Genomic DNA, 20,224 nt, shown 5'->3' with positions numbered 1-20,224 from the left:
AATGCCGGCATCGACGCTATCTGTGGCATTGCGCCGCAACCACGATCAACGGGCCTTGGGCTTCTTTTCATCCAGCCGGCGCAGGTGGCAGGTCACTTCTTCGCGGTCGTGGTACAGCTGCTTGCAGCCAATGGCTACACGAATGCCACGGGCCTTGAAGCCGTCTTCGATCCGCTCGAGCAAACGCTTCACTTCCGCGTAACGCTGCTTCATCGGCAGCTTCAGGTTGACCACCGCTTCGCGGCAGTGCCCCTCGCCGATCCAGGTTTCCAGCAAGGCGGCGTTGCGCGCCGGTTTCTCGACGATGTCGCAGACCATCCAGTCCACCGGCTGCTTGGGCTTGAAGGTGAAACCGTCGGCCATCAGGTGCTGCACCAGGCCGGTGTCCATCAGGCTTTCGGCCATCGGCCCGTTGTCGACAGCGGTGACCAGCATGCCGCGGTTGACCAGTTGCCAGGTCCAGCCACCCGGGGCCGCGCCCAGGTCGACGCCGGTCATGTCGCCGTGCAGGCGCTCGTCCCACTGATCGCGAGGAATGAAGTGGTGCCAGGCCTCCTCCAGTTTCAGGGTCGAGCGGCTGGGCGCTTCACGAGGGAACTTCAAGCGCGGAATGCCCATCGGCCACATGGCCGAATTGCCGGCATCCGCCAGGCCGACAAACACCTCGCGGCCGCTTTTGAAGGTCAGCAGCAAGCGCGGCTTGCCGGCATCGTCCACCAGCTTGCCGGCCGCCGTCAGGGCCTTGCGCAGCGGTGCTTCGAATTTTTTGCAGAAGTTCGACAGCTCCTTGCCGTCATTGGTATCCACCACTTCCAGCCACAGGCTGCCGCAGGCCGGGAAGCTCGCCAGATGGGCCAGGATCACGCTGATGCGGTCGGTTTCCGGTAGATCGACGAAGACGCCCCGCGCCCATTGCCGCGGGAAGATCAGCTCGGCGAAACGCAGCTCGCGCATCAGGCGCTCGGCGCCGTCTTCTTCGCTGCACACAAACTCGGCACAGGCGGTGCTCGGCTTGGCCTTGGCGTACCCGGCCACGTTCAGGCGCGCGGCATGGTCGGCGATCTCGGAACAGACTTCGCCTTCGAAGCCCGGCCGGCAGTGCATAAAGAGGGTGTTCATCGAATCTCCTGGGCAATGGGCAATGAATCATGCGCAAACCTGCCCGAAGTGCGCGCAAAGCCTGTCACGAAAACCGGCGCATGATAGCCGAGTTCGGAACCTTGGACTTGTCCATAGAGTCCAGTTATTAGCCAGCTACTGAAAACAGGGCTAGGTTAAGAGCTCTGCCCGTCCCGTCAGGTCCGTAGCCGTGCGGACCAAAAGGAGTGATTCAATGCCGTCCCTCGATAGCCTGAAAACCCTTAAAACATTAAAAATCGACGACAAGACCTACCACTACTTCAGCCTGCCGGAAGCCGCCAAGAGCCTTGGCGATCTCGACAAACTGCCGATGTCGTTGAAAGTCCTGCTGGAAAACCTGCTGCGCTGGGAAGACGAAAAGACCGTCACCGGCGCCGACCTCAAGGCTCTAGCCGCCTGGCTCAAGGAGCGCCGCTCCGATCGCGAGATCCAGTACCGCCCGGCGCGGGTGCTGATGCAGGACTTCACCGGCGTGCCGGCGGTGGTCGACTTGGCGGCCATGCGCGCGGCCATGGCCAAGGCCGGCGGCGACCCGCAGCGCATCAACCCGCTGTCGCCGGTGGACCTGGTGATCGACCACTCGGTGATGGTCGACAAGTTCGGCAGCAACACCGCCTTCGAACAGAACGTCGACATTGAAATGCAGCGCAACGGCGAGCGTTATGCCTTCCTGCGCTGGGGCCAGAGCGCCTTCGACAACTTCAGCGTGGTGCCACCGGGCACCGGCATCTGCCACCAGGTCAACCTGGAATACCTGGGCCGCACGGTCTGGACCAAGGACGAAGACGGCCGCACCTACGCCTTCCCCGACACCCTGGTCGGCACCGACTCCCACACCACCATGATCAACGGCCTCGGCGTACTCGGCTGGGGCGTGGGCGGCATCGAGGCCGAGGCGGCGATGCTCGGCCAGCCGGTGTCGATGCTGATCCCGGAAGTCATAGGTTTCAAACTGACCGGCAAGCTCAAGGAAGGCATCACCGCCACCGACCTGGTGCTGACCGTCACCCAGATGCTGCGCAAGAAAGGCGTGGTCGGCAAATTCGTCGAGTTCTATGGCGACGGCCTGGCCGACTTGCCGCTGGCCGACCGCGCCACCATCGCCAACATGGCCCCGGAATACGGCGCCACCTGCGGCTTCTTCCCGGTGGATGACGTCACCCTGGAATACCTGCGCCTGTCCGGCCGCCCGGACGCCGTGGTGAAACTGGTGGAGGCCTACAGCAAGACCCAGGGCCTGTGGCGCCTGCCGGGCAAGGAGCCGGTATTCACCGACAGCCTGGCGCTGGACATGGGCACGGTGGAAGCCAGCCTGGCCGGGCCGAAGCGGCCGCAGGACCGAGTCTCCCTGCCCAACGTTGGCCAGGCCTTCACCGACTTTCTCGATCTGCAGTTCAAGCCCACCAGCAAGGAAGAAGGCCGCCTGGAAAGCGAAGGCGGTGGCGGCGTGGCCGTGGGCAGCGCCGACCTGATAGGCGAAGTCGATTACGCCCATAACGGCCAGACCTACCGCCTAAAAAACGGTGCGGTGGTGATCGCCGCCATTACCTCCTGTACCAACACCTCTAACCCCAGCGTGATGATGGCCGCCGGCCTGGTGGCGAAAAAGGCTGTGGAAAAAGGTCTCAAGCGCAAGCCCTGGGTGAAGAGTTCGCTGGCCCCGGGTTCGAAAGTGGTCACCGACTACTACAAGGCCGCCGGGTTGACCCAATACCTCGACGCCCTGGGCTTCGACCTGGTGGGTTATGGCTGCACCACCTGCATCGGCAACTCCGGCCCCTTGCCGGAGCCGATCGAGAAAGCCATCCAGAAAGCCGACCTGACCGTCGCCTCGGTGCTGTCCGGCAACCGCAACTTCGAAGGCCGGGTGCACCCGCTGGTGAAAACCAACTGGCTGGCCTCCCCGCCACTGGTGGTGGCCTATGCCCTGGCCGGCAGCGTGCGCATCGATATCAGCAGCGAACCGCTGGGCGAAGGCAAGGATGGCAAGCCGGTCTACCTGCGCGACATCTGGCCGAGCAGCCAGGAAATTGCCGAGGCCGTCACCCAGGTCAACACCCGGATGTTCCACAAGGAATACGCCGAGGTGTTCGCCGGCGACGCCCAATGGCAAGCCATCGAAGTACCGCAGGCCGCGACCTACGTGTGGCAGGCGGATTCCACCTATATCCAGCATCCACCCTTCTTCGACGACATCGCCGGCCCGCTGCCGGTGATCAAGGATATCGAGGGCGCGCGGGTCCTGGCGCTGCTGGGCGACTCGGTGACCACCGACCACATTTCCCCGGCCGGCAACATCAAGGCCGACAGCCCGGCCGGCCGCTACCTGCGCGAGCAGGGCGTGGAGCCGCGGGACTTCAACTCCTACGGCTCGCGTCGCGGCAACCACCAGGTGATGATGCGCGGCACCTTCGCCAACATCCGCATCCGCAACGAAATGCTCGGCGGCGAAGAAGGCGGCAACACGATCTACATCCCCACCGGCGAGAAACTGGCGATCTATGACGCGGCCATGCTGTACCAGCAATCGGGTACGCCGCTGGTGGTGATCGCCGGCCAGGAATACGGCACCGGCTCCAGCCGCGACTGGGCCGCCAAGGGCACCAACCTGCTGGGGGTCAAGGCGGTGATCGCCGAGAGCTTCGAGCGCATCCACCGCTCCAACCTGGTGGGCATGGGCGTGCTGCCGCTGCAGTTCAAGCTCGATCAGAACCGCAAGAGCCTGAACCTCACCGGCAAGGAAACCCTGGATATCCAGGGTCTGACCGGCGTCGAGCTGACGCCGCGGATGAACCTGACCCTGGTGATCACCCGCGAGGATGGCAGCCAGGAAAAGGTCGAGGTGCTGTGCCGCATCGACACCCTGAACGAAGTGGAATACTTCAAGTCCGGCGGGATCCTGCACTATGTCCTGCGGCAACTGATCGCCGCGTAACGCCATGCCGCAACACCAACACCGCCTACGGGCGGTGTTTTTTTGTTTCACTTATTCATCGCCCGCGCCTCGTTATACTGGCCGCCCGCTCGTTCTATCCAGTAACCGCCCCGGCGCAGATTGCGCGAGCGGCTGATTCCATTCTTCGCAACAAGGATTTCACATGACTGTTCTGCCATGGATGTACCTGGCACTTCTCTCCATTGGTTACGCCCTGGCCCTGAGCTACGGCCAACTGGGCCTGCTGGCGGCAGTTTCCGTCGCCTTGCTGCTGTGCGCGGGCTTTGCCGTGCGCCAGCAGAAGAGCCCTTACGCGCGCTACCTGGGACACGGCCTGTTCGTGGTGCTGGCCCTGGCGCTGGCCATGCACTGGCTGCCCGGTTTCTACAATGGCCGGGCGATCGGCCCGCAACGCTTCACCGCCGATGCCGTACCGTTTTCCATGTACCTGAACCAGGACAAGCCGCTGATCGGCTTCTGGCTGTTGCTGGTCTGCCCCTGGATCATCGGGCGCCGCTCGCTGCGCCTGTCCCTCTACACCACCGCCCTGGCCTTGACCCTGACCGCCCTGGCGGCCCTGGGCGGCGCAGTGTTGCTGGGCATCATCAGTTGGGCGCCGAAATGGCCGGACCAGGCCTGGCTGTGGGTGCTGAACAACCTGCTGCTGGTCACCCTGGTGGAAGAAGCGCTGTTCCGTGGCTACATCCAGGGCGGCCTGAGCCGTCGCTTCAAGCACCTGCCCTATGGTGAAAACCTGGCGCTGATGTGCGCGGCCCTGCTGTTCGGCCTGGTGCATGTGGGCGCCGGCTGGCAATGGTGGCTGCTGGCGAGCATCGCCGGGGTCGGCTACGGCCTGGCCTACCGCTTTGGCGGCCTGGGCGCCGCGGTGGCCACCCATTTCGGCTTGAACCTGCTGCACTTCGGGCTGTTCACCTACCCGATGCTCGCGGGTTGACCCTGGCCAAGCCGGGGTTCCCTGGACGGGCCTCGGCTTCGCCGCTTCCCCTCGCCCCTCCTTGCAGAATCAGGCCTCTGTCAATGAGGCACTTCTCAAATTACTGAAAAAAACTTCAACAATTGGCGAAGGCCGCCGACAACCTACCAAAGCCTTGCGGATTGAAAAACCATGCGTAACAACCAGCCCGTCACCCAGCGCGAACGTACCTTTCCAGCTCAGCAACGGTTGATCTCCACCACCGATGCCAAAGGCGTGATCACCTACTGCAACGATGCCTTCGTTGAAATCAGCGGGTTTTCTCGTGAGGAACTGGTCCGCGCACCGCACAACCTGGTCCGTCACCCCGACGTCCCGGCCGCGGTGTTCGCGCATATGTGGGCCACCCTGAAACAAGGCTTGCCATGGATGGGCATTGTCAAGAATCGCTGCAAGACCGGTGACCACTACTGGGTCAACGCCTACGTGACACCGGTCTTCGAAGGCCAGCAAGTGGTCGGCTACGAGTCGGTGCGGGTCAAGCCCACCGCCGAGCAGATCCGCCGCGCCGAAGCGCTTTACCAACGCATCAACCAGGGCAAGTCGGCCATTCCGAAACGCGACAAATGGCTGCCGATACTTCAGGACTGGCTGCCATTCATCCTGATCAGCCAGCTGAGCTTCCTGATTGGCGCCTGGCTCAACTCTTCCTGGGGCTTTGCCCTCGCCGCCGGCCTTTGCGTGCCGCTCGGCCTGCTCGGGCTGAGCTGGCAACAGCGCGGCCTCAAGCGTTTGCTGCGCCTGGCCGAACAGACCACCTCCGACCCGTTGATCGCCCAGATGTACACCGACAGCCGTGGCGCCCAGGCGCGCCTGGAGATGTCGATCCTCAGCCAGGAAGCCCGCCTGAAAACCTGCCTGACCCGCCTGCAGGACACCGCCGAGCACCTCAACGAGCAGGCGCGGCAGTCCGACACCCTGGCGCACAACAGCTCCAGCGGCCTGGAACGCCAGCGCGTGGAAACCGAACAGGTGGCCACCGCGGTCAACCAAATGGCCGCCACCACCCAGGAAGTGGCCAGCCACGTGCAGCGCACCGCCGACGCTACCCAGGAAGCCAACCGCCTCACCGGGCGCGGGCGCGACATCGCCGGGGAAACCCGCGAAGCGATCCAGCGCCTGTCGGTGGTGGTGGGCGAAACCGGCCTGACCGTGACCCAGCTGGCCAAGGACAGCGACGAAATCGGTGGCGTGGTCGATGTGATCAAGGGCATCGCCGACCAGACCAACCTGCTGGCGTTGAACGCGGCCATCGAAGCGGCGCGTGCCGGGGAAATGGGCCGCGGCTTCGCGGTGGTGGCCGACGAGGTTCGCCAACTGGCGCAACGTACCAGCGAATCCACCGGGCAGATCCACACCCTGATCGCCAAGCTCCAGCAAACCGCCAGCACGGCGGTGCAGACCATGGACGCCGGACACCGTCAGGCCGAGGAAGGCGTGGCCCGGGTACTGGAAGCCGACCAGGCGCTGGTGGGCATCAGCGAAGCGGTGGCCAACATCACCGACATGACCACCCAGATCGCCGCCGCCACCGAAGAGCAAAGCGCCGTGGCCGAGGAGATCAGCCGCAACATCAGCACCATCGCCCAACTGGCCGACCAGACCTCGGAACAGGCGCAGCATTCGGCGCAACTCAGCGAAGAGCTGACCCGCACCGCCAATACGCAGTACTCGTTGGTCGAACGCTTTAACCGCTAAGCCGAAACCAGACAAAAAACCCGGAAGGTTCGCCTTCCGGGTTTTTTATTGCCTGTTTTCAAGCACCACGCGTGCATTTTCTGTAGGAGCAGCCGGTCGACGCTCGATTGCTCGCGATTGTTTTTCAAGGCGACAACGATGGCGACTGCCAGGCCGCATCGCGAGCAAGCTTCGCTCCTGCAGTGAAAACGCGTTCAGCCATTCAACTGGCGCAAGACCTCGGCAACTTTCTGCGCCGCCGCTTCCAGGTGCTGCTCATGGGTGAAGCCTGAGACCTTGAGCGGTTTCAGGTCATGGTCGGCCGCCGCCAGCCAGAACAGCTCGATAGCCGGCGCCAGCGCATAGGCTTCGACCGCCGCCCGGTTACCGAGGGCGTCGCGCTCGCCCTGGACGATCAGGGTCGTGGTGCGCAATTCGGCCAGGTGGGCGACCCGCGGTTTCTCCGGCTTGCCGGCGGCATAAAACGGATACCCCAGGCACACCAGCGCATCGGCGCCCAGCTCGTCGGCGAGCAAACTGGCCATGCGCCCGCCCATGGACTTGCCGCCGATGGCCAACCGCCCAGCGACATGAGGTCGCACCTGGGCATACACCCCGCGCCAGCACTCCAGCAGCTTCGGCGCCGGGTTAGGCGGCCGTTTGCCACCATCGAGGCGACGCTGGGCCATATAGGGAAACTCGAAGCGCAGGACGTTGACCCCATGCGCCGCAAGGCGTGCGGCCATATCGTTCATGAAAGCGCTGTCCATCGGCGCGCCAGCGCCATGGGCCAGGATCAGGGTCAGCGGTTCGCCGGCCAGCGACTGCTGCGCGACATCCCAGAGCCAGCCCCGTTCCCGCACGCACTGCGCCCATTGATCCCCGTCAATAACAGCCCCTTGCCGTTTGCCCATGCTTACCTCGCTTTTAGTCTGCCTATAACTCCAGAAGAAGTGAGCGCGCCTTGCCGTGCGCAGTCGCTTTCACTTCAGCTGAACCGTGGATGGGGAACCATGAACACTTCTATCAGTACCGCCTACAACTACAAGGTGGTCCGCCAATTCGCCATTATGACGGTGGTGTGGGGCATCGTCGGCATGGGGCTCGGGGTTTTTCTCGCTGCCCAGTTGGTCTGGCCCGAACTCAACTTCAACCTGCCCTGGACCAGTTTCGGTCGCCTGCGCCCATTGCACACCAACGCGGTGATCTTCGCCTTCGGTGGCTGCGCACTGTTCGCCAGCTCCTTCTACTCGGTGCAACGCACCTGCCAGACCCAGCTGTTCGCGCCGAAAATCGCCGCGTTCTGCTTCTGGGGCTGGCAGCTGGTAATCCTCCTGGCGGCCATCAGCCTGCCGCTGGGCTACACCAGCTCCAAGGAATACGCCGAGCTGGAATGGCCGATCGACATCCTCATCACCATCGTCTGGGTGGCGTACGCCATCGTGTTCTTCGGCACGGTGATGAAGCGCAACACCAAGCACATCTACGTCGGCAACTGGTTCTTCGGCGGCTTCATCATCACCGTGGCCATCCTGCACATCGTCAACAACCTGGAACTGCCCGTCAGCCTGACCAAGTCCTACTCGGTGTATGCCGGTGCGACCGACGCCATGGTGCAATGGTGGTACGGCCACAACGCGGTGGGCTTCTTCCTGACTGCGGGCTTCCTGGGGATGATGTACTACTTCGTGCCCAAGCAGGCCGAACGTCCGGTGTATTCCTATCGCCTGTCCATCGTGCACTTCTGGGCGCTGATCACCCTGTACATCTGGGCCGGCCCGCACCACCTGCACTACACCGCGCTGCCGGACTGGGCGCAGTCCCTGGGCATGGTGATGTCGCTGATCCTCCTGGCACCAAGCTGGGGCGGCATGATCAACGGCATGATGACTCTGTCGGGGGCCTGGCATAAGTTGCGCAGCGACCCGATCCTGCGGTTCCTGGTGGTGTCCCTGGCGTTCTACGGCATGTCGACCTTCGAAGGTCCGATGATGGCGATCAAGACCGTCAACGCCCTCTCCCACTACACCGACTGGACCATCGGCCACGTCCACGCCGGCGCCCTGGGCTGGGTGGCGATGATTTCCATCGGCGCCCTGTACCACATGATCCCGAAAGTCTTCGGTCGCCAGCAGATGCACAGCATCGGCCTGATCAATGCGCACTTCTGGCTCGCCACCATCGGCACCGTGCTCTACATCGCCTCGATGTGGGTCAACGGCATCGCCCAGGGCCTGATGTGGCGCGCCGTCAACGAAGACGGGACGCTGACCTACTCCTTCGTCGAAACCCTGGTGGCCAGCCACCCAGGCTTCATCGTGCGGCTGGTCGGTGGCGCGATCTTCCTCTTCGGCATGTTGCTGATGGCCTACAACACCTGGCGCACCGTGCGCGCGGCCCAGCCTGCCGAAATCACCGCCGCTGCGCAGATGGCCTGAGGAGTCCGCCATGAAACACGAAGTCATCGAGAAAAACGTCGGCCTGCTGATGCTGCTGATGGTATTTGCCGTGAGCATCGGCGGTCTGACCCAGATCGTCCCGCTGTTCTTCCAGGACGTCACCAACAAGCCGGTGGAAGGCATGAAGCCCTACACCGCCCTGCAGCTGGAAGGCCGCGATATCTACATCCGCGAAGGCTGCGTCGGTTGCCACTCGCAGATGATCCGCCCGTTCCGCGCCGAGACCGAACGCTACGGCCACTACTCGGTCGCCGGCGAAAGCGTCTGGGATCATCCGTTCCTGTGGGGCTCCAAGCGTACCGGTCCGGACCTGGCCCGGGTCGGCGCCCGCTACTCCGACGACTGGCACCGCGCGCACCTGTACAACCCGCGCAACGTGGTGCCCGAGTCGAAGATGCCGGCCTACCCATGGCTGGTCACCCAGCCGGTCGACAGCAGCCACACCGAGACCAAGCTGCGCGCCATGCGCACCCTCGGCGTGCCGTACAACGACGACGATATCGCCGGTGCCGTCGCCTCCCTCAAGGGCAAGACCGAGATGGACGCCCTGGTCGCCTACCTGCAAGTGCTTGGCACTGCGATCAAGAGCAAGAGGTGAGCCATGGTTCTTGAACTCGATAGCGGCATGATCCGCGGGCTCGGCACGCTGGTGGTGATGATTGCCTTCATCGGCCTGTCGATCTGGGTCTTCAACGCCAAGCGCAACCCGGAGTTCGCCCAGGCGCGCCTGCTGCCCTTCGCCGACGAACCTTCGCCGCAAGTACACGGCAATCCATCTGATGACGCTCAATCCGAAGAGCACGCGACAAGGAGCATTCGGCCATGACCACCTTCTGGAGTACGTACATCTGCGTACTGACCATAGGCAGCCTGATCGGCCTGACCTGGCTGTTGATCGGCACGCGCAAGGGCGAGACCAAGGGCAGCGTCGACCAGACCATGGGGCACGCGTTCGATGGCATCGAGGAGTACGACAACCCCCTGCCGCAATGGTGGTTCCTACTGTTCGCCGGCACCCTGGTGTTTTCCGTCGGCTACCTGATCCTCTACCCGGGCCTGGGCAACTGGAAAGGCATCCTGCCGGGCTACGAGGACGGCTGGACCCAGACCAAGGAATGGGAAAAGGAAATGAACAAGGCAGACGCCAAGTTCGGCCCGATCTTCGCCAAGTTCGCCGCCATGCCCGTGGAAGAAGTGGCCAAGGATCCGCAGGCGCTGAAAATGGGCGGACGCCTGTTCGCTTCCAACTGCTCGGTGTGCCACGGCTCGGATGCCAAGGGCGCCTTCGGCTTCCCTAACCTGGCCGACAACAACTGGCGCTGGGGCGGCAACGCCGACACCATCAAGGCCACCATCATGGGCGGTCGCATGGCGGCCATGCCGGCCTGGGGCGAAGTGCTGGGCGAGGACGGGGTGAAGAACGTCGCGGCCTATGTGCGTCACGAACTCGCCGGCCTGCCGTTGCCCGCCGACAGCAGCGCCGACCTGGTCGCCGGCAAGCAGGCGTTCAGCACCACCTGCGTCGCCTGTCACGGCGCCAACGGCCAGGGCACGGAAATCATGGGCGCGCCGAACCTGACGCAACCGGCGGGCTTCATCTACGGCACCAGCCTGACCCAGCTGCAACAGACCATTCGCCACGGTCGCCAGGGCCACATGCCGGCGCAGAGCGAACTGCTGGGCAACGACAAGGTGCAGCTGCTCGCGGCCTACGTCTACAGCCTGTCCCACAACGCGGCCAGCCAGCCGCAGACTGAAACCCCAAGCGAGCAATAGCCGCTCCACCCACTGCCGCATCGCTCGATGCGGCAGTTCCCTGCCTCTGCGCGACCAAGTGTCGCACCCTCTCTACCCTCTGCCTTTCCACTCTCCGGATTCAGGTCTAAGCTGCTTCGCAGTGGACTGGCAATGGCCGGTCACAGACCAGAAGTAGCCGTTCCATTCGAAGCCGTCGTTCGAGGACAGGCCGCAAAGGCTGGTGTATACCGGCTGTCGTGCCACTTACCGTCTGTCGCTCGTTGAATGGCTTTCCACACACCCGGTTACAACTGACCTGTACCCCTCGCCTTTTTCATCCGCTGCGACATTTTGTCCTGGGCCGATTTTGTCCTTACTCCGCGCATGGAAAGGCCGCAGAATCAGCTTTTGAAAGCATTGACCCAGGTCATGGCGCGTTGCAATGACCCCCTGCTTTCTCCATACTTGCGGCCGATTTTTACTCCTAATAAAACACCCAAACCGTGGAACCTTAGAATGAGCACAGCAATCAGTCCGACTGCTTATAACTATAAGGTAGTCCGCCAGTTCGCCATCATGACGGTGGTCTGGGGGATCCTTGGCATGGGGCTCGGTGTCTTCATCGCCTCGCAACTGGTCTGGCCGGAGTTGAACTTCGGTCTGCCATGGACGACCTTTGGACGCCTGCGCCCGCTGCACACCAACCTGGTGATTTTCGCCTTCGGTGGATGTGCATTGTTTGCCACTTCTTACTACGTCGTGCAGCGAACCTGCCAAACGCGACTGATTTCCGACAGCCTGGCGGCCTTCACCTTCTGGGGTTGGCAAGCCGTGATCGTCGGCGCGATCGTTACCTTGCCGCTGGGTTACACCACCACCAAGGAATACGCGGAACTGGAATGGCCCCTGGCTATTCTGCTGGCCATCGTCTGGGTCACCTACGGTCTGGTGTTCTTCGGCACCATCGTCAAGCGCAAGACCAAGCACATCTATGTGGGTAACTGGTTCTACGGTGCCTTCATCGTGGTCACCGCGATGCTGCACATCGTCAACCACGCTTCCCTGCCGGTCAGTTTCTTCAAGTCCTACTCGGCCTACTCGGGTGCGACCGACGCCATGATCCAGTGGTGGTACGGCCACAACGCGGTGGGCTTCTTCCTGACCACCGGCTTCCTGGGGATGATGTACTACTTCGTGCCGAAACAGGCCGAGCGTCCGATCTACTCCTATCGCCTGTCCATCGTGCACTTCTGGGCGCTGATCACCCTGTACATCTGGGCCGGTCCGCACCACCTGCACTACACCGCGCTGCCGGACTGGGCGCAGTCCCTGGGCATGGCCATGTCGATCATCCTGCTGGCGCCAAGCTGGGGCGGCATGATCAACGGCATGATGACCCTCTCGGGCGCCTGGCATAAGCTGCGCACCGACCCGATCCTGCGGTTCCTGGTAGTGTCCCTGGCGTTCTACGGCATGTCGACCTTCGAAGGTCCGATGATGGCGATCAAGACCGTCAACTCGCTGTCGCACTACACCGACTGGACCATCGGCCACGTACACGCCGGCGCCCTGGGCTGGGTAGCGATGATCTCGATCGGCGCCCTGTACCACATGATCCCGAAAGTCTTCGGTCGCCAGCAGATGCACAGCATCGGCCTGATCAACACCCACTTCTGGCTGGCAACCATCGGTACCGTGCTCTACATCGCCTCGATGTGGGTCAACGGCATCACCCAGGGTCTGATGTGGCGTGCAATCAACGATGACGGCACCCTCACCTACTCCTTCGTCGAAGCCCTGCAGGCCAGCCACCCTGGTTTCATCGTGCGCGCCCTGGGCGGTGCGTTCTTTGCCGCCGGCATGCTGTTCATGGCGTACAACGTGTTCCGCACCGTTCGCGCCTCGAACCCGGCTGAAGCTGAAGCCGCCGCTCAGATCGCTGTAGTTGGAGCTCACTGATGAAGCATGAAGCAGTAGAGAAGAATATCGGCCTGCTGGCCTTCTTCATGGTCATCGCCGTCAGCATCGGCGGCCTGACCCAGATCGTCCCGCTGTTCTTCCAGGACGTCACCAACAAGCCGGTGGAAGGCATGAAGCCGCGCACCGCCCTGGAACTGGAAGGCCGCGACGTCTATATCGCCAACGGCTGTGTCGGCTGCCACTCGCAGATGATCCGTCCGTTCCGTGCCGAAACCGAACGCTACGGCCACTACTCGGTCGCCGGTGAAAGCGTCTGGGACCACCCGTTCCTGTGGGGTTCCAAGCGTACCGGTCCGGACCTGGCCCGCGTCGGTGGTCGTTACTCCGATGACTGGCAGCGTGCGCACTTGTACAACCCGCGCAACGTTGTACCCGAGTCGAAAATGCCGGCTTACCCGTTCCTCGTAGAAAACAAGCTCGACGGTAAAGACACCGCGAAAAAAATGGAAGTCTTGCGCACGCTCGGCGTCCCTTACACCGACGAAGACATCGCCGGTGCCAAGGATGCCGTGAAGGGCAAAACCGAAATGGACGCGCTGGTGGCCTATCTGCAAGGCCTGGGCACCATCATCAAAAGCAAACGGTGATTTAGATGGATATCGGGATGATTCGTGGCCTGGGCACCGTAGTGGTGATGGTGGCCTTCATCGGCCTGGCGCTGTGGGTGTTCAGCCCCAAGCGCAAGTCCGAGTTCGAAGACGCGACCTTGCTGCCGTTCGCGGATGATCCCGAAGCCATCAAGCACGTCGAGCAAGCTTCTAGGAGTAACAAAGAATGACTACGTTCTGGAGTCTGTACGTCACAGTCCTCAGTCTGGGTACCATTTTCGCCCTGACCTGGCTGCTGCTGTCGACCCGCAAGGGCCAGCGCGCCGAGCAGACCGACGAGACGGTCGGCCACGCCTTCGACGGGATCGAGGAGTACGACAACCCGCTGCCGAAATGGTGGTTCATGTTGTTCGTCGGCACCATCGTCTTCGCCCTGGGTTACCTGGTGCTCTACCCGGGCCTGGGCAACTGGAAAGGCCTGCTGCCAGGCTACAACTACCTGGACACCGAAAAGCAGACCCCCTTCGCCAACGGCCAGACCGGCTGGACCGGCGTGCACGAGTGGGAAAAGGAAATGGCCAAGTCGGACGCCAAGTTCGGTCCGATCTTCGCCAAGTTCGCCTCCATGCCGATCGAAGAAGTCGCCAAGGATCCGCAAGCCTTGAAGATGGGTGGCCGCCTGTTCGCCTCCAACTGCTCGGTCTGCCACGGTTCCGACGCCAAGGGCGCCTATGGCTTCCCCAACCTGACCGACGCCGACTGGCGCTGGGGCGGCGAGCCGGAAACCATCAAGACCACCATCATGGGCGGTCGTCACGCGGTGATGCCGGCCTGGGCCGAAGTCATCGGCGAGCAAGGCGTCAGCGATGTGGCCGCCTATGTGCTGACTAACCTCGATGGCCGCAAGCTGCCGGAAAGCGCCAAGGCCGACCCGGCCAACGGCCAGAAGATCTTCGCCGCCAACTGCGTGGCGTGCCACGGTCCGGCCGGTAAAGGTACCCCAGCCATGGGCGCGCCTGACCTGACCCACCCGGGCGCGTTCATCTACGGCTCGAGCTTCGCCCAACTGCAGCAGACCATCCGTTACGGCCGCCAGGGCCAGATGCCTGCCCAGGAACAGCTGCAAGGCAACGACAAGGTTCACCTGCTGGCCGCTTACGTCTACAGCCTGTCCCACAGTGACAAGCCGGCGGACGCCGAGTAAGGCAGACACCTTCGGGTAACAGAAAAGGCCCCGCCAATGTCCATTGGCGGGGCCTTTTTATTTTCCTCTCCCCTCACGTCCGTCGCTCTGCCCCCGCTTGAGATTGCCGCCTCACCGCCAAGAGTAGTAACGTTGCTACATGAAATTTTTGTCGAGGGTATGACGATGCCTACCACCACCATCTCCAGTCGCGAATTCAATCAGGACACAAGTGGTGCCAAAAAAGCCTCAAGAAACGGCCCGGTCATCATCACCGACCGTGGCAGGCCCGCCCATGTGCTGCTAAGCATTGAGGACTACGAAAAACTGAGCGGCCTGAACACCAGCATCGTCGACATGCTGGTCATGCCTGAAGCGCCTGAAATCGATTTCGAAACAGAGCGCGCAACCATCATTCCTCGCGAGATCGATCTGTCCTGATGTTTTTGCTCGATACCAACGTCGTGTCCGAATTACGTAAGCCCAACGCTGATCGCAAGGTAGTGGCCTGGGCTCAGACCGTGGCGCCAACCAGCCTGTTTTTGTCAGTCATTACGTTATTGGAACTGGAAACCGGCATCCTGCGGTTGGAACGCCGCGACCGCACCCAAGGGGCGCTGCTGCGTGCCTGGCTGGAACTGCACGTGATGCCTGCTTTCGACGGACGAATACTGGCCATTGACCCTGCTGTCGCAATGCGCTGCGCCCGATTGCACGCTCCTGATCACAGTAATGAATGCGATGCCCTGATTGCGGCGACCGCCCTGGAACATGGGCTGACAGTCGTTACCCGCAACATCGCCGACTTCCAGTCCAGCGGTGTGCAGCTGCTCAACCCGTGGAACGATTGAACGCGGTCGCGGCGAAAAGCGTCCATAATTCACAAGTCAATTGATTCAAGTCATTACACCATCAATTGATTTCCCCCAACGCGACCAAAGGTCGCACCCTTGAGCTAGAGCGACAGGCGTATCATTGCGCCACTGCAACACCCCTATTTGATCGCGGTCGGCACGTACTGACCGGGGCATTTCTCCACTGCCGTGGGATGCAATGATGAGCAACCAGATTCCGGTACATGACGTCACCCCTCCTGCCAAGAATTCGAACAACAGCGTAGACCTCTACGCCTCTCGGGAAAAAATCTACACACGCGCTTTCACCGGCCTCTTCCGCAACTTGCGGATGGTGGGCGGGGCGGCCCTGTTCCTGCTGTATTTCGGTACGGTTTGGCTCAACTGGGGCGGCCACCAGGCCGTCTGGTGGAACCTGCCGGAGCGCAAGTTCTTCATCTTCGGCGCCACCTTCTGGCCCCAGGATTTCATCCTGCTGTCGGGGCTTTTGATCATCGCCGCCTTCGGCCTGTTCTTCATCACCGTGTATGCCGGGCGCGTCTGGTGCGGCTATACCTGCCCGCAAAGCGTCTGGACCTGGATCTTCATGTGGTGCGAGAAGGTCACCGAAGGCGACCGCAACCAGCGCATCAAGCTCGACAAGGCGCCGATGAGCGCCAACAAATTGCTGCGCAAGTTCAGCAAGCACAGCCTCTGGCTGCTGATCGGCTTCGTCACCGGCATGACCTTCGTCGGTTACTTCTCGCCGATCCGCGAGCTGGTCATCGACTTCTTCACCGGCCAGGCCGATGGCTGGTCGTATTTCTGGGTCGGTTTCTTCACCCTCGCCACCTATGGCAACGCCGGCTGGCTGCGCGAACAGGTGTGCATCTACATGTGCCCGTACGCCCGCTTCCAGAGCGTGATGTTCGACAAGGACACCCTGATCGTCTCCTACGACCCGCGTCGCGGCGAAGGTCGCGGCCCGCGCAAGAAAGGTGTCGACTACAAGGCCATGGGCCTGGGCGACTGCATCGACTGCACCATGTGCGTGCAGGTCTGTCCGACCGGCATCGACATCCGTGACGGCCTGCAGATCGAATGCATCGGCTGCGCCGCCTGTATCGATGCCTGCGACAACATCATGGACAAGATGGACTACCCGCGCGGCCTGATCAGCTACACCACCGAGCACAACCTGTCCGGGCAGAAAACCCATAAACTGCGTCCACGCCTGATCGGTTATGCGCTGGTGCTGCTGGCGATGATCAGCCTGCTGGTCACGGCTTTCTTCATGCGCTCGCTGGTGGGCTTCGATGTCAGCAAGGACCGCGTGCTCTATCGCGAGAACGCCGAAGGCCGGATCGAAAACGTCTACAGCCTGAAGATCATGAACAAGGACCAGCGCGACCATACCTACGTCCTGGACGCCGCCGGCCTGCCGGACCTCAAACTGCAAGGCCGACGCGAGATCAAGGTGGCAGCCGGCGATATCGTCAGCATGCCGGTCGAACTGTCGAGTTCGCCGGAGCAACTGCCGTCGAGCACCAACGAGGTGAAGTTCATCCTCAAGGACGCCGACGACGAAAGCGTCCACGTTGAAGCCAAGAGCCGGTTCATCGGCCCACAAATTCGTTAAGAGAAGTCATCATGCCCGCAGCGACCGCCACAAGCCCCTGGTACAAGCACCTCTGGCCCTGGATCATCATCGGTATCCTGGCCTGCTCGGTGACCTTGACCCTGTCCATGGTGACCATCGCGGTGAACAACCCGGACAACCTGGTCAACGACAACTACTACGAGGCCGGCAAAGGCATCAACCGCTCCCTGGACCGCGAGCTGCTGGCCCAGACCCTGCAACTGCGCGCCAGCGTGCACCTGGATGACCTTACCGGCGAAGTCGACCTGCGCCTGAGCGGCAACAGCGCGCCCGCCACTCTGGAGCTGAACCTGATCTCGCCGACCCAGCCGGAAAAAGACCGCAAGATCACCCTCGCCCGCAGCGAAACCGAACAGGGCCGCTACATTGGCCAGTTGAGCGACAAGGTCGATGGCCGCCGGTTTGTCGAACTGCTGGGTGTCGAAGGCGACAAGACCTGGCGCCTGTTCGAAGAGGAACAGGTCAGCCACGACAAGGACCTGCTGCTGGGTGATGAACCGCTGCAAGGCGCGGAACACCTGGACAAGTAAGCGCCCTCCGAACATCGCCGGCAGGCTGCTGCTTCCCAGGCAGCGGCCTGCCGGCGATGAGGTCCGCCCCTGGAACAAAGACCCGCGATGACCACGCCACTGCCCTGCTACCACTGCGCCCTGCCCGTCCCCGCCGGCAGCCGCTTCACCGCCGTCGTGCTCGGCGCTCCCCGCGAGTTCTGCTGCCCGGGCTGCCAGGCGGTGGCCGAAGCCATAGTCGCCGGCGGCCTGGAAAGCTACTACAGCCATCGCAGCGAAGCCTCGGCCAACCCGGAGGCGCTGCCGGTGCAACTGGTGGACGAACTGGCGCTGTACGACCGGGCGGACGTGCAGCAACCCTTCGTCCGGCATGAGGGCGAGCTGGCCGAAACCACCCTGCTGATGGAAGGCATCAGCTGCGCCGCCTGTGGCTGGCTGATCGAGAAACACCTGCGCAGCCTGCCGGCGGTGGCCGAGGCGCGGCTGAACCTGTCCAACCATCGCCTGCATGTGCGCTGGGCCGACAGCCAGTTGCCACTGAGCCAGGTGCTCAGCGAGTTGCGCCTGATCGGCTACGCCGCGCACCCCTATCAGGCCGACCGTGCTTCCGAGCAACTGGCCAGTGAAAACCGCCTGGCCCTGCGCCAGCTGGGCGTGGCCGGGCTGCTGTGGTTCCAGGCGATGATGGCGACCATGGCCACCTGGCCTGAATTCAATATCGACCTGAGCCCCGAGCTGCACACCATCCTGCGCTGGGTCGCGCTGTTTCTCACCACGCCGATCGTGTTCTACAGCTGCGCGCCGTTTTTCAAGGGTGCCCTGCGCGACCTGCGCACCCGCCACCTGACCATGGACGTTTCCGTGTCGCTGGCAATTGGCGCCGCCTACATCGCCGGGATCTGGACCTCGATCACTGGCGTCGGCGAGCTGTACTTCGATGCCGTGGGCATGTTCGCCCTGTTCCTGCTGGCCGGGCGCTACCTGGAACGCCGTGCCCGCGAGCGCACCGCCGCCGCCACCGCGCAACTGGTGAACCTGCTGCCGGCCTCGTGCCTGCGCCTGGGCGCCGATGGCCAGAGCGAACGCATCCTGCTCAGCGAACTGCGCTTGGGGGACAAGGTGCTGGTGCATCCCGGCGCCATCCTGCCGGCCGACGGCAAGATCCTCGATGGCCAGTCGAGCATCGACGAATCCCTGCTCACCGGTGAATACCTGCCGCAACCGCGCAGCATCGGCGATGCAGTCACCGCCGGCACCCTCAATGTCGAGGGCGCGCTGACCGTGGAAGTCCTGGCCCTGGGGCAGGACACGCGCCTGTCAGCCATCGTCCGCCTGCTGGACCGGGCCCAGGCGGAAAAACCGCGCCTGGCGGAAATCGCCGACCGCGCCGCCCAATGGTTCCTGCTGTTCTCCCTGATCGCCGCGGCCGCCATTGGCCTGCTCTGGTGGCAGCTGGACGCCTCCCGGGCCTTCTGGATCGTCCTGGCCATGCTGGTCGCCACCTGCCCCTGCGCGCTGTCCCTGGCCACCCCGACCGCGCTGACCGCCGCCACCGGCACCCTGCACAAACTCGGCCTGCTGCTGACCCGCGGCCATGTACTCGAAGGTCTGAACCAGATTGATACGGTGATTTTCGACAAGACCGGCACCCTCACCGAGGGGCGCCTGGCCTTGCGCTCGATTCGTCCTGTGGGCGACCTCGACAGCCAGCAGTGCCTGGGCCTGGCCGCTGCCCTGGAAAACCGCTCCGAACACCCGATTGCCCGGGCCTTCGGCCGTGCGCCGCTGGCCGCGGAAGAAGTGCTGAGCATGCCCGGGCTGGGCCTGGAAGGGCGGGTGGGTGAACAACGCCTGCGCATCGGCCAGCCCGCCTTCGTCTGCGAGCTCAGCGCCTGTGCGGTCCCGGCGATGCCGGACGAAGCCGGCCAATGGCTGCTGCTGGGCGATAGCCAAGGGCCGCTGGCCTGGCTGGTCCTCGACGATCGCCTGCGCAGCGATGCTCCGGCGCTGCTGGCCGCCTGCAAGGCGCGCGGCTGGAACACCCTGCTGCTCTCGGGCGACAGCTCGCCGATGGTCGCCAGCGTCGCCGCCGAACTGGGCATCGACGAAGCCCGCGGCGGCCTGCGCCCGGACGACAAGCTGCAGGTGCTGCAGCAACTGCATCGCCAGGGTCGCAAAGTGCTGATGCTCGGCGACGGGGTCAACGATGTGCCGGTGCTGGCCGCCGCCGATATCAGCGTGGCCATGGGCTCGGCCACCGACCTGGCCAAGACCAGCGCCGATGCGGTGCTGCTGTCCAACCGCCTGGATGCGCTGGTGCAGGCCTTCGGCCTGGCCCGCCGCACACGCCGGATAATCATCGAGAACCTGCTGTGGGCCGGGCTGTACAATGGCCTCATGCTGCCGTTCGCCGCCCTCGGCTGGATCACTCCGGTATGGGCCGCCATCGGCATGTCCATCAGTTCGTTGACCGTGGTGCTCAATGCCCTGCGCCTGACTCGCCTGCCGGGCCAGCCCCAGGCCGAGGCCACGACCCAAACCCGCCCGCTGCCGGCCTGAGCCGCGCGGG

At 63.2% G+C, this 20,224-nt stretch carries 18 protein-coding genes; 16 read left to right on the top strand and 2 right to left on the bottom strand.

Annotated features, from left to right (window positions below):
* Positions 1–45: 45 nt before the first annotated feature.
* A complete protein-coding gene (gene rlmM, locus BMY68_RS02195) occupies positions 46–1,119 on the bottom strand; it encodes a 23S rRNA (cytidine(2498)-2'-O)-methyltransferase RlmM (RefSeq protein ID WP_085530295.1) in 1,074 nt (357 codons plus the stop codon).
* A 214-nt stretch (positions 1,120–1,333) separates the two neighbouring features.
* On the opposite strand from rlmM, the gene acnA reads away from it, so the two are divergent.
* From acnA to BMY68_RS02180, 3 genes are all read left to right on the top strand, one after another.
* Positions 1,334–4,075 (top strand): aconitate hydratase AcnA, encoded by a 2,742-nt coding sequence (gene acnA, locus BMY68_RS02190; RefSeq protein ID WP_085530294.1) that lies wholly within the window; start codon positions 1,334–1,336, stop codon positions 4,073–4,075.
* A 163-nt stretch (positions 4,076–4,238) separates the two neighbouring features.
* Positions 4,239–5,030, top strand: coding sequence for a CPBP family intramembrane glutamic endopeptidase (locus BMY68_RS02185; protein ID WP_062823105.1), 792 nt, complete (start codon positions 4,239–4,241; stop codon positions 5,028–5,030).
* 171 nt (positions 5,031–5,201) lie between these two features.
* The gene (locus BMY68_RS02180) at positions 5,202–6,767 is read left to right on the top strand and encodes a methyl-accepting chemotaxis protein (RefSeq protein WP_009042966.1); all 1,566 of its coding nucleotides are present in this window, start codon (positions 5,202–5,204) and stop codon (positions 6,765–6,767) included.
* Between the two features lie 194 nt (positions 6,768–6,961).
* Here BMY68_RS02180 and BMY68_RS02175 read toward each other — a convergent pair whose 3' ends face one another.
* Positions 6,962–7,660, bottom strand: a complete 699-nt coding sequence (locus BMY68_RS02175) for an alpha/beta family hydrolase (protein WP_085530293.1) — start codon at positions 7,658–7,660, stop codon at positions 6,962–6,964.
* 99 nt (positions 7,661–7,759) lie between these two features.
* Between BMY68_RS02175 and ccoN (BMY68_RS02170) the strand changes: the two genes are divergently transcribed.
* The 13 genes from ccoN (BMY68_RS02170) to BMY68_RS02110 all read left to right on the top strand — a co-directional run bounded on the left by ccoN (BMY68_RS02170) (position 7,760) and on the right by BMY68_RS02110 (position 20,214).
* Positions 7,760–9,184, top strand: a complete 1,425-nt coding sequence (gene ccoN, locus BMY68_RS02170; protein WP_009042964.1) for a cytochrome-c oxidase, cbb3-type subunit I — start codon at positions 7,760–7,762, stop codon at positions 9,182–9,184.
* Positions 9,185–9,194: 10 nt separating this feature from the next.
* Positions 9,195–9,803 carry a cytochrome-c oxidase, cbb3-type subunit II gene (gene ccoO / locus BMY68_RS02165; RefSeq protein ID WP_062823107.1) on the top strand — a complete coding sequence of 203 codons (609 nt, stop codon included), beginning with the start codon at positions 9,195–9,197 and terminating at the stop codon, positions 9,801–9,803.
* Between the two features lie 3 nt (positions 9,804–9,806).
* Positions 9,807–10,031 (top strand): cbb3-type cytochrome oxidase subunit 3, encoded by a 225-nt coding sequence (locus BMY68_RS02160; RefSeq protein WP_007921351.1) that lies wholly within the window; start codon positions 9,807–9,809, stop codon positions 10,029–10,031.
* Positions 10,028–10,981, top strand: a complete 954-nt coding sequence (ccoP, locus tag BMY68_RS02155; protein WP_085530292.1) for a cytochrome-c oxidase, cbb3-type subunit III — start codon at positions 10,028–10,030, stop codon at positions 10,979–10,981. The genes BMY68_RS02160 and ccoP (BMY68_RS02155) overlap by 4 nt, the downstream gene beginning before the upstream one ends.
* Before the next feature lie 477 nt (positions 10,982–11,458).
* Positions 11,459–12,901, top strand: coding sequence for a cytochrome-c oxidase, cbb3-type subunit I (ccoN, locus tag BMY68_RS02150; RefSeq protein ID WP_009042962.1), 1,443 nt, complete (start codon positions 11,459–11,461; stop codon positions 12,899–12,901).
* Entirely contained in the window at positions 12,901–13,509 is a 609-nt protein-coding gene (gene ccoO / locus BMY68_RS02145; protein WP_009042961.1) for a cytochrome-c oxidase, cbb3-type subunit II, read from the top strand. The genes ccoN (BMY68_RS02150) and ccoO (BMY68_RS02145) overlap by 1 nt, the downstream gene beginning before the upstream one ends.
* Before the next feature lie 5 nt (positions 13,510–13,514).
* Positions 13,515–13,700, top strand: a complete 186-nt coding sequence (locus BMY68_RS02140; protein ID WP_003175465.1) for a CcoQ/FixQ family Cbb3-type cytochrome c oxidase assembly chaperone — start codon at positions 13,515–13,517, stop codon at positions 13,698–13,700.
* The gene (gene ccoP / locus BMY68_RS02135; RefSeq protein WP_062823108.1) at positions 13,697–14,674 is read left to right on the top strand and encodes a cytochrome-c oxidase, cbb3-type subunit III; all 978 of its coding nucleotides are present in this window, start codon (positions 13,697–13,699) and stop codon (positions 14,672–14,674) included. The genes BMY68_RS02140 and ccoP (BMY68_RS02135) overlap by 4 nt, the downstream gene beginning before the upstream one ends.
* Positions 14,675–14,839: 165 nt before the next feature.
* Complete coding sequence (locus tag BMY68_RS02130) at positions 14,840–15,094, top strand: type II toxin-antitoxin system Phd/YefM family antitoxin (protein ID WP_007922405.1); 255 nt, start codon at positions 14,840–14,842, stop codon at positions 15,092–15,094.
* Entirely contained in the window at positions 15,094–15,504 is a 411-nt protein-coding gene (locus BMY68_RS02125) for a type II toxin-antitoxin system VapC family toxin (protein ID WP_085530291.1), read from the top strand. Before BMY68_RS02130 ends, BMY68_RS02125 begins: the two co-directional genes overlap by 1 nt.
* Before the next feature lie 205 nt (positions 15,505–15,709).
* Positions 15,710–17,125, top strand: a complete 1,416-nt coding sequence (gene ccoG, locus BMY68_RS02120) for a cytochrome c oxidase accessory protein CcoG (RefSeq protein WP_037004574.1) — start codon at positions 15,710–15,712, stop codon at positions 17,123–17,125.
* A gap of 11 nt (positions 17,126–17,136) precedes the next feature.
* Positions 17,137–17,676 (top strand): FixH family protein, encoded by a 540-nt coding sequence (locus tag BMY68_RS02115; protein WP_085530290.1) that lies wholly within the window; start codon positions 17,137–17,139, stop codon positions 17,674–17,676.
* Between the two features lie 87 nt (positions 17,677–17,763).
* A complete protein-coding gene (locus tag BMY68_RS02110; RefSeq protein ID WP_085530289.1) occupies positions 17,764–20,214 on the top strand; it encodes a heavy metal translocating P-type ATPase in 2,451 nt (816 codons plus the stop codon).
* Positions 20,215–20,224: the final 10 nt, after the last annotated feature.

This window comes from Pseudomonas sp. NFACC41-3, from assembly GCF_900109505.1.
Classification (GTDB): Bacteria; Pseudomonadota; Gammaproteobacteria; order Pseudomonadales; family Pseudomonadaceae; genus Aquipseudomonas; species Aquipseudomonas chlororaphis.
The sequence above is the reverse complement of the archived record's forward strand: the minus strand, read 5'-3'. Positions and strand labels throughout refer to the sequence as shown.

What these genes read in the sequence shown, in the direction of transcription:
- rlmM (WP_085530295.1), bottom strand. Translation starts at nt 1,119, where the DNA reads ATGAACACCCTCTTTATGCACTGCCGGCCGGGCTTCGAAGGCGAAGTC.
- acnA (WP_085530294.1), top strand. Translation starts at nt 1,334, where the DNA reads ATGCCGTCCCTCGATAGCCTGAAAACCCTTAAAACATTAAAAATCGAC.
- BMY68_RS02185 (WP_062823105.1), top strand. Translation starts at nt 4,239, where the DNA reads ATGACTGTTCTGCCATGGATGTACCTGGCACTTCTCTCCATTGGTTAC.
- BMY68_RS02180 (WP_009042966.1), top strand. Translation starts at nt 5,202, where the DNA reads ATGCGTAACAACCAGCCCGTCACCCAGCGCGAACGTACCTTTCCAGCT.
- BMY68_RS02175 (WP_085530293.1), bottom strand. Translation starts at nt 7,660, where the DNA reads ATGGGCAAACGGCAAGGGGCTGTTATTGACGGGGATCAATGGGCGCAG.
- ccoN (WP_009042964.1), top strand. Translation starts at nt 7,760, where the DNA reads ATGAACACTTCTATCAGTACCGCCTACAACTACAAGGTGGTCCGCCAA.
- ccoO (WP_062823107.1), top strand. Translation starts at nt 9,195, where the DNA reads ATGAAACACGAAGTCATCGAGAAAAACGTCGGCCTGCTGATGCTGCTG.
- BMY68_RS02160 (WP_007921351.1), top strand. Translation starts at nt 9,807, where the DNA reads ATGGTTCTTGAACTCGATAGCGGCATGATCCGCGGGCTCGGCACGCTG.
- ccoP (WP_085530292.1), top strand. Translation starts at nt 10,028, where the DNA reads ATGACCACCTTCTGGAGTACGTACATCTGCGTACTGACCATAGGCAGC.
- ccoN (WP_009042962.1), top strand. Translation starts at nt 11,459, where the DNA reads ATGAGCACAGCAATCAGTCCGACTGCTTATAACTATAAGGTAGTCCGC.
- ccoO (WP_009042961.1), top strand. Translation starts at nt 12,901, where the DNA reads ATGAAGCATGAAGCAGTAGAGAAGAATATCGGCCTGCTGGCCTTCTTC.
- BMY68_RS02140 (WP_003175465.1), top strand. Translation starts at nt 13,515, where the DNA reads ATGGATATCGGGATGATTCGTGGCCTGGGCACCGTAGTGGTGATGGTG.
- ccoP (WP_062823108.1), top strand. Translation starts at nt 13,697, where the DNA reads ATGACTACGTTCTGGAGTCTGTACGTCACAGTCCTCAGTCTGGGTACC.
- BMY68_RS02130 (WP_007922405.1), top strand. Translation starts at nt 14,840, where the DNA reads ATGCCTACCACCACCATCTCCAGTCGCGAATTCAATCAGGACACAAGT.
- BMY68_RS02125 (WP_085530291.1), top strand. Translation starts at nt 15,094, where the DNA reads ATGTTTTTGCTCGATACCAACGTCGTGTCCGAATTACGTAAGCCCAAC.
- ccoG (WP_037004574.1), top strand. Translation starts at nt 15,710, where the DNA reads ATGAGCAACCAGATTCCGGTACATGACGTCACCCCTCCTGCCAAGAAT.
- BMY68_RS02115 (WP_085530290.1), top strand. Translation starts at nt 17,137, where the DNA reads ATGCCCGCAGCGACCGCCACAAGCCCCTGGTACAAGCACCTCTGGCCC.
- BMY68_RS02110 (WP_085530289.1), top strand. Translation starts at nt 17,764, where the DNA reads ATGACCACGCCACTGCCCTGCTACCACTGCGCCCTGCCCGTCCCCGCC.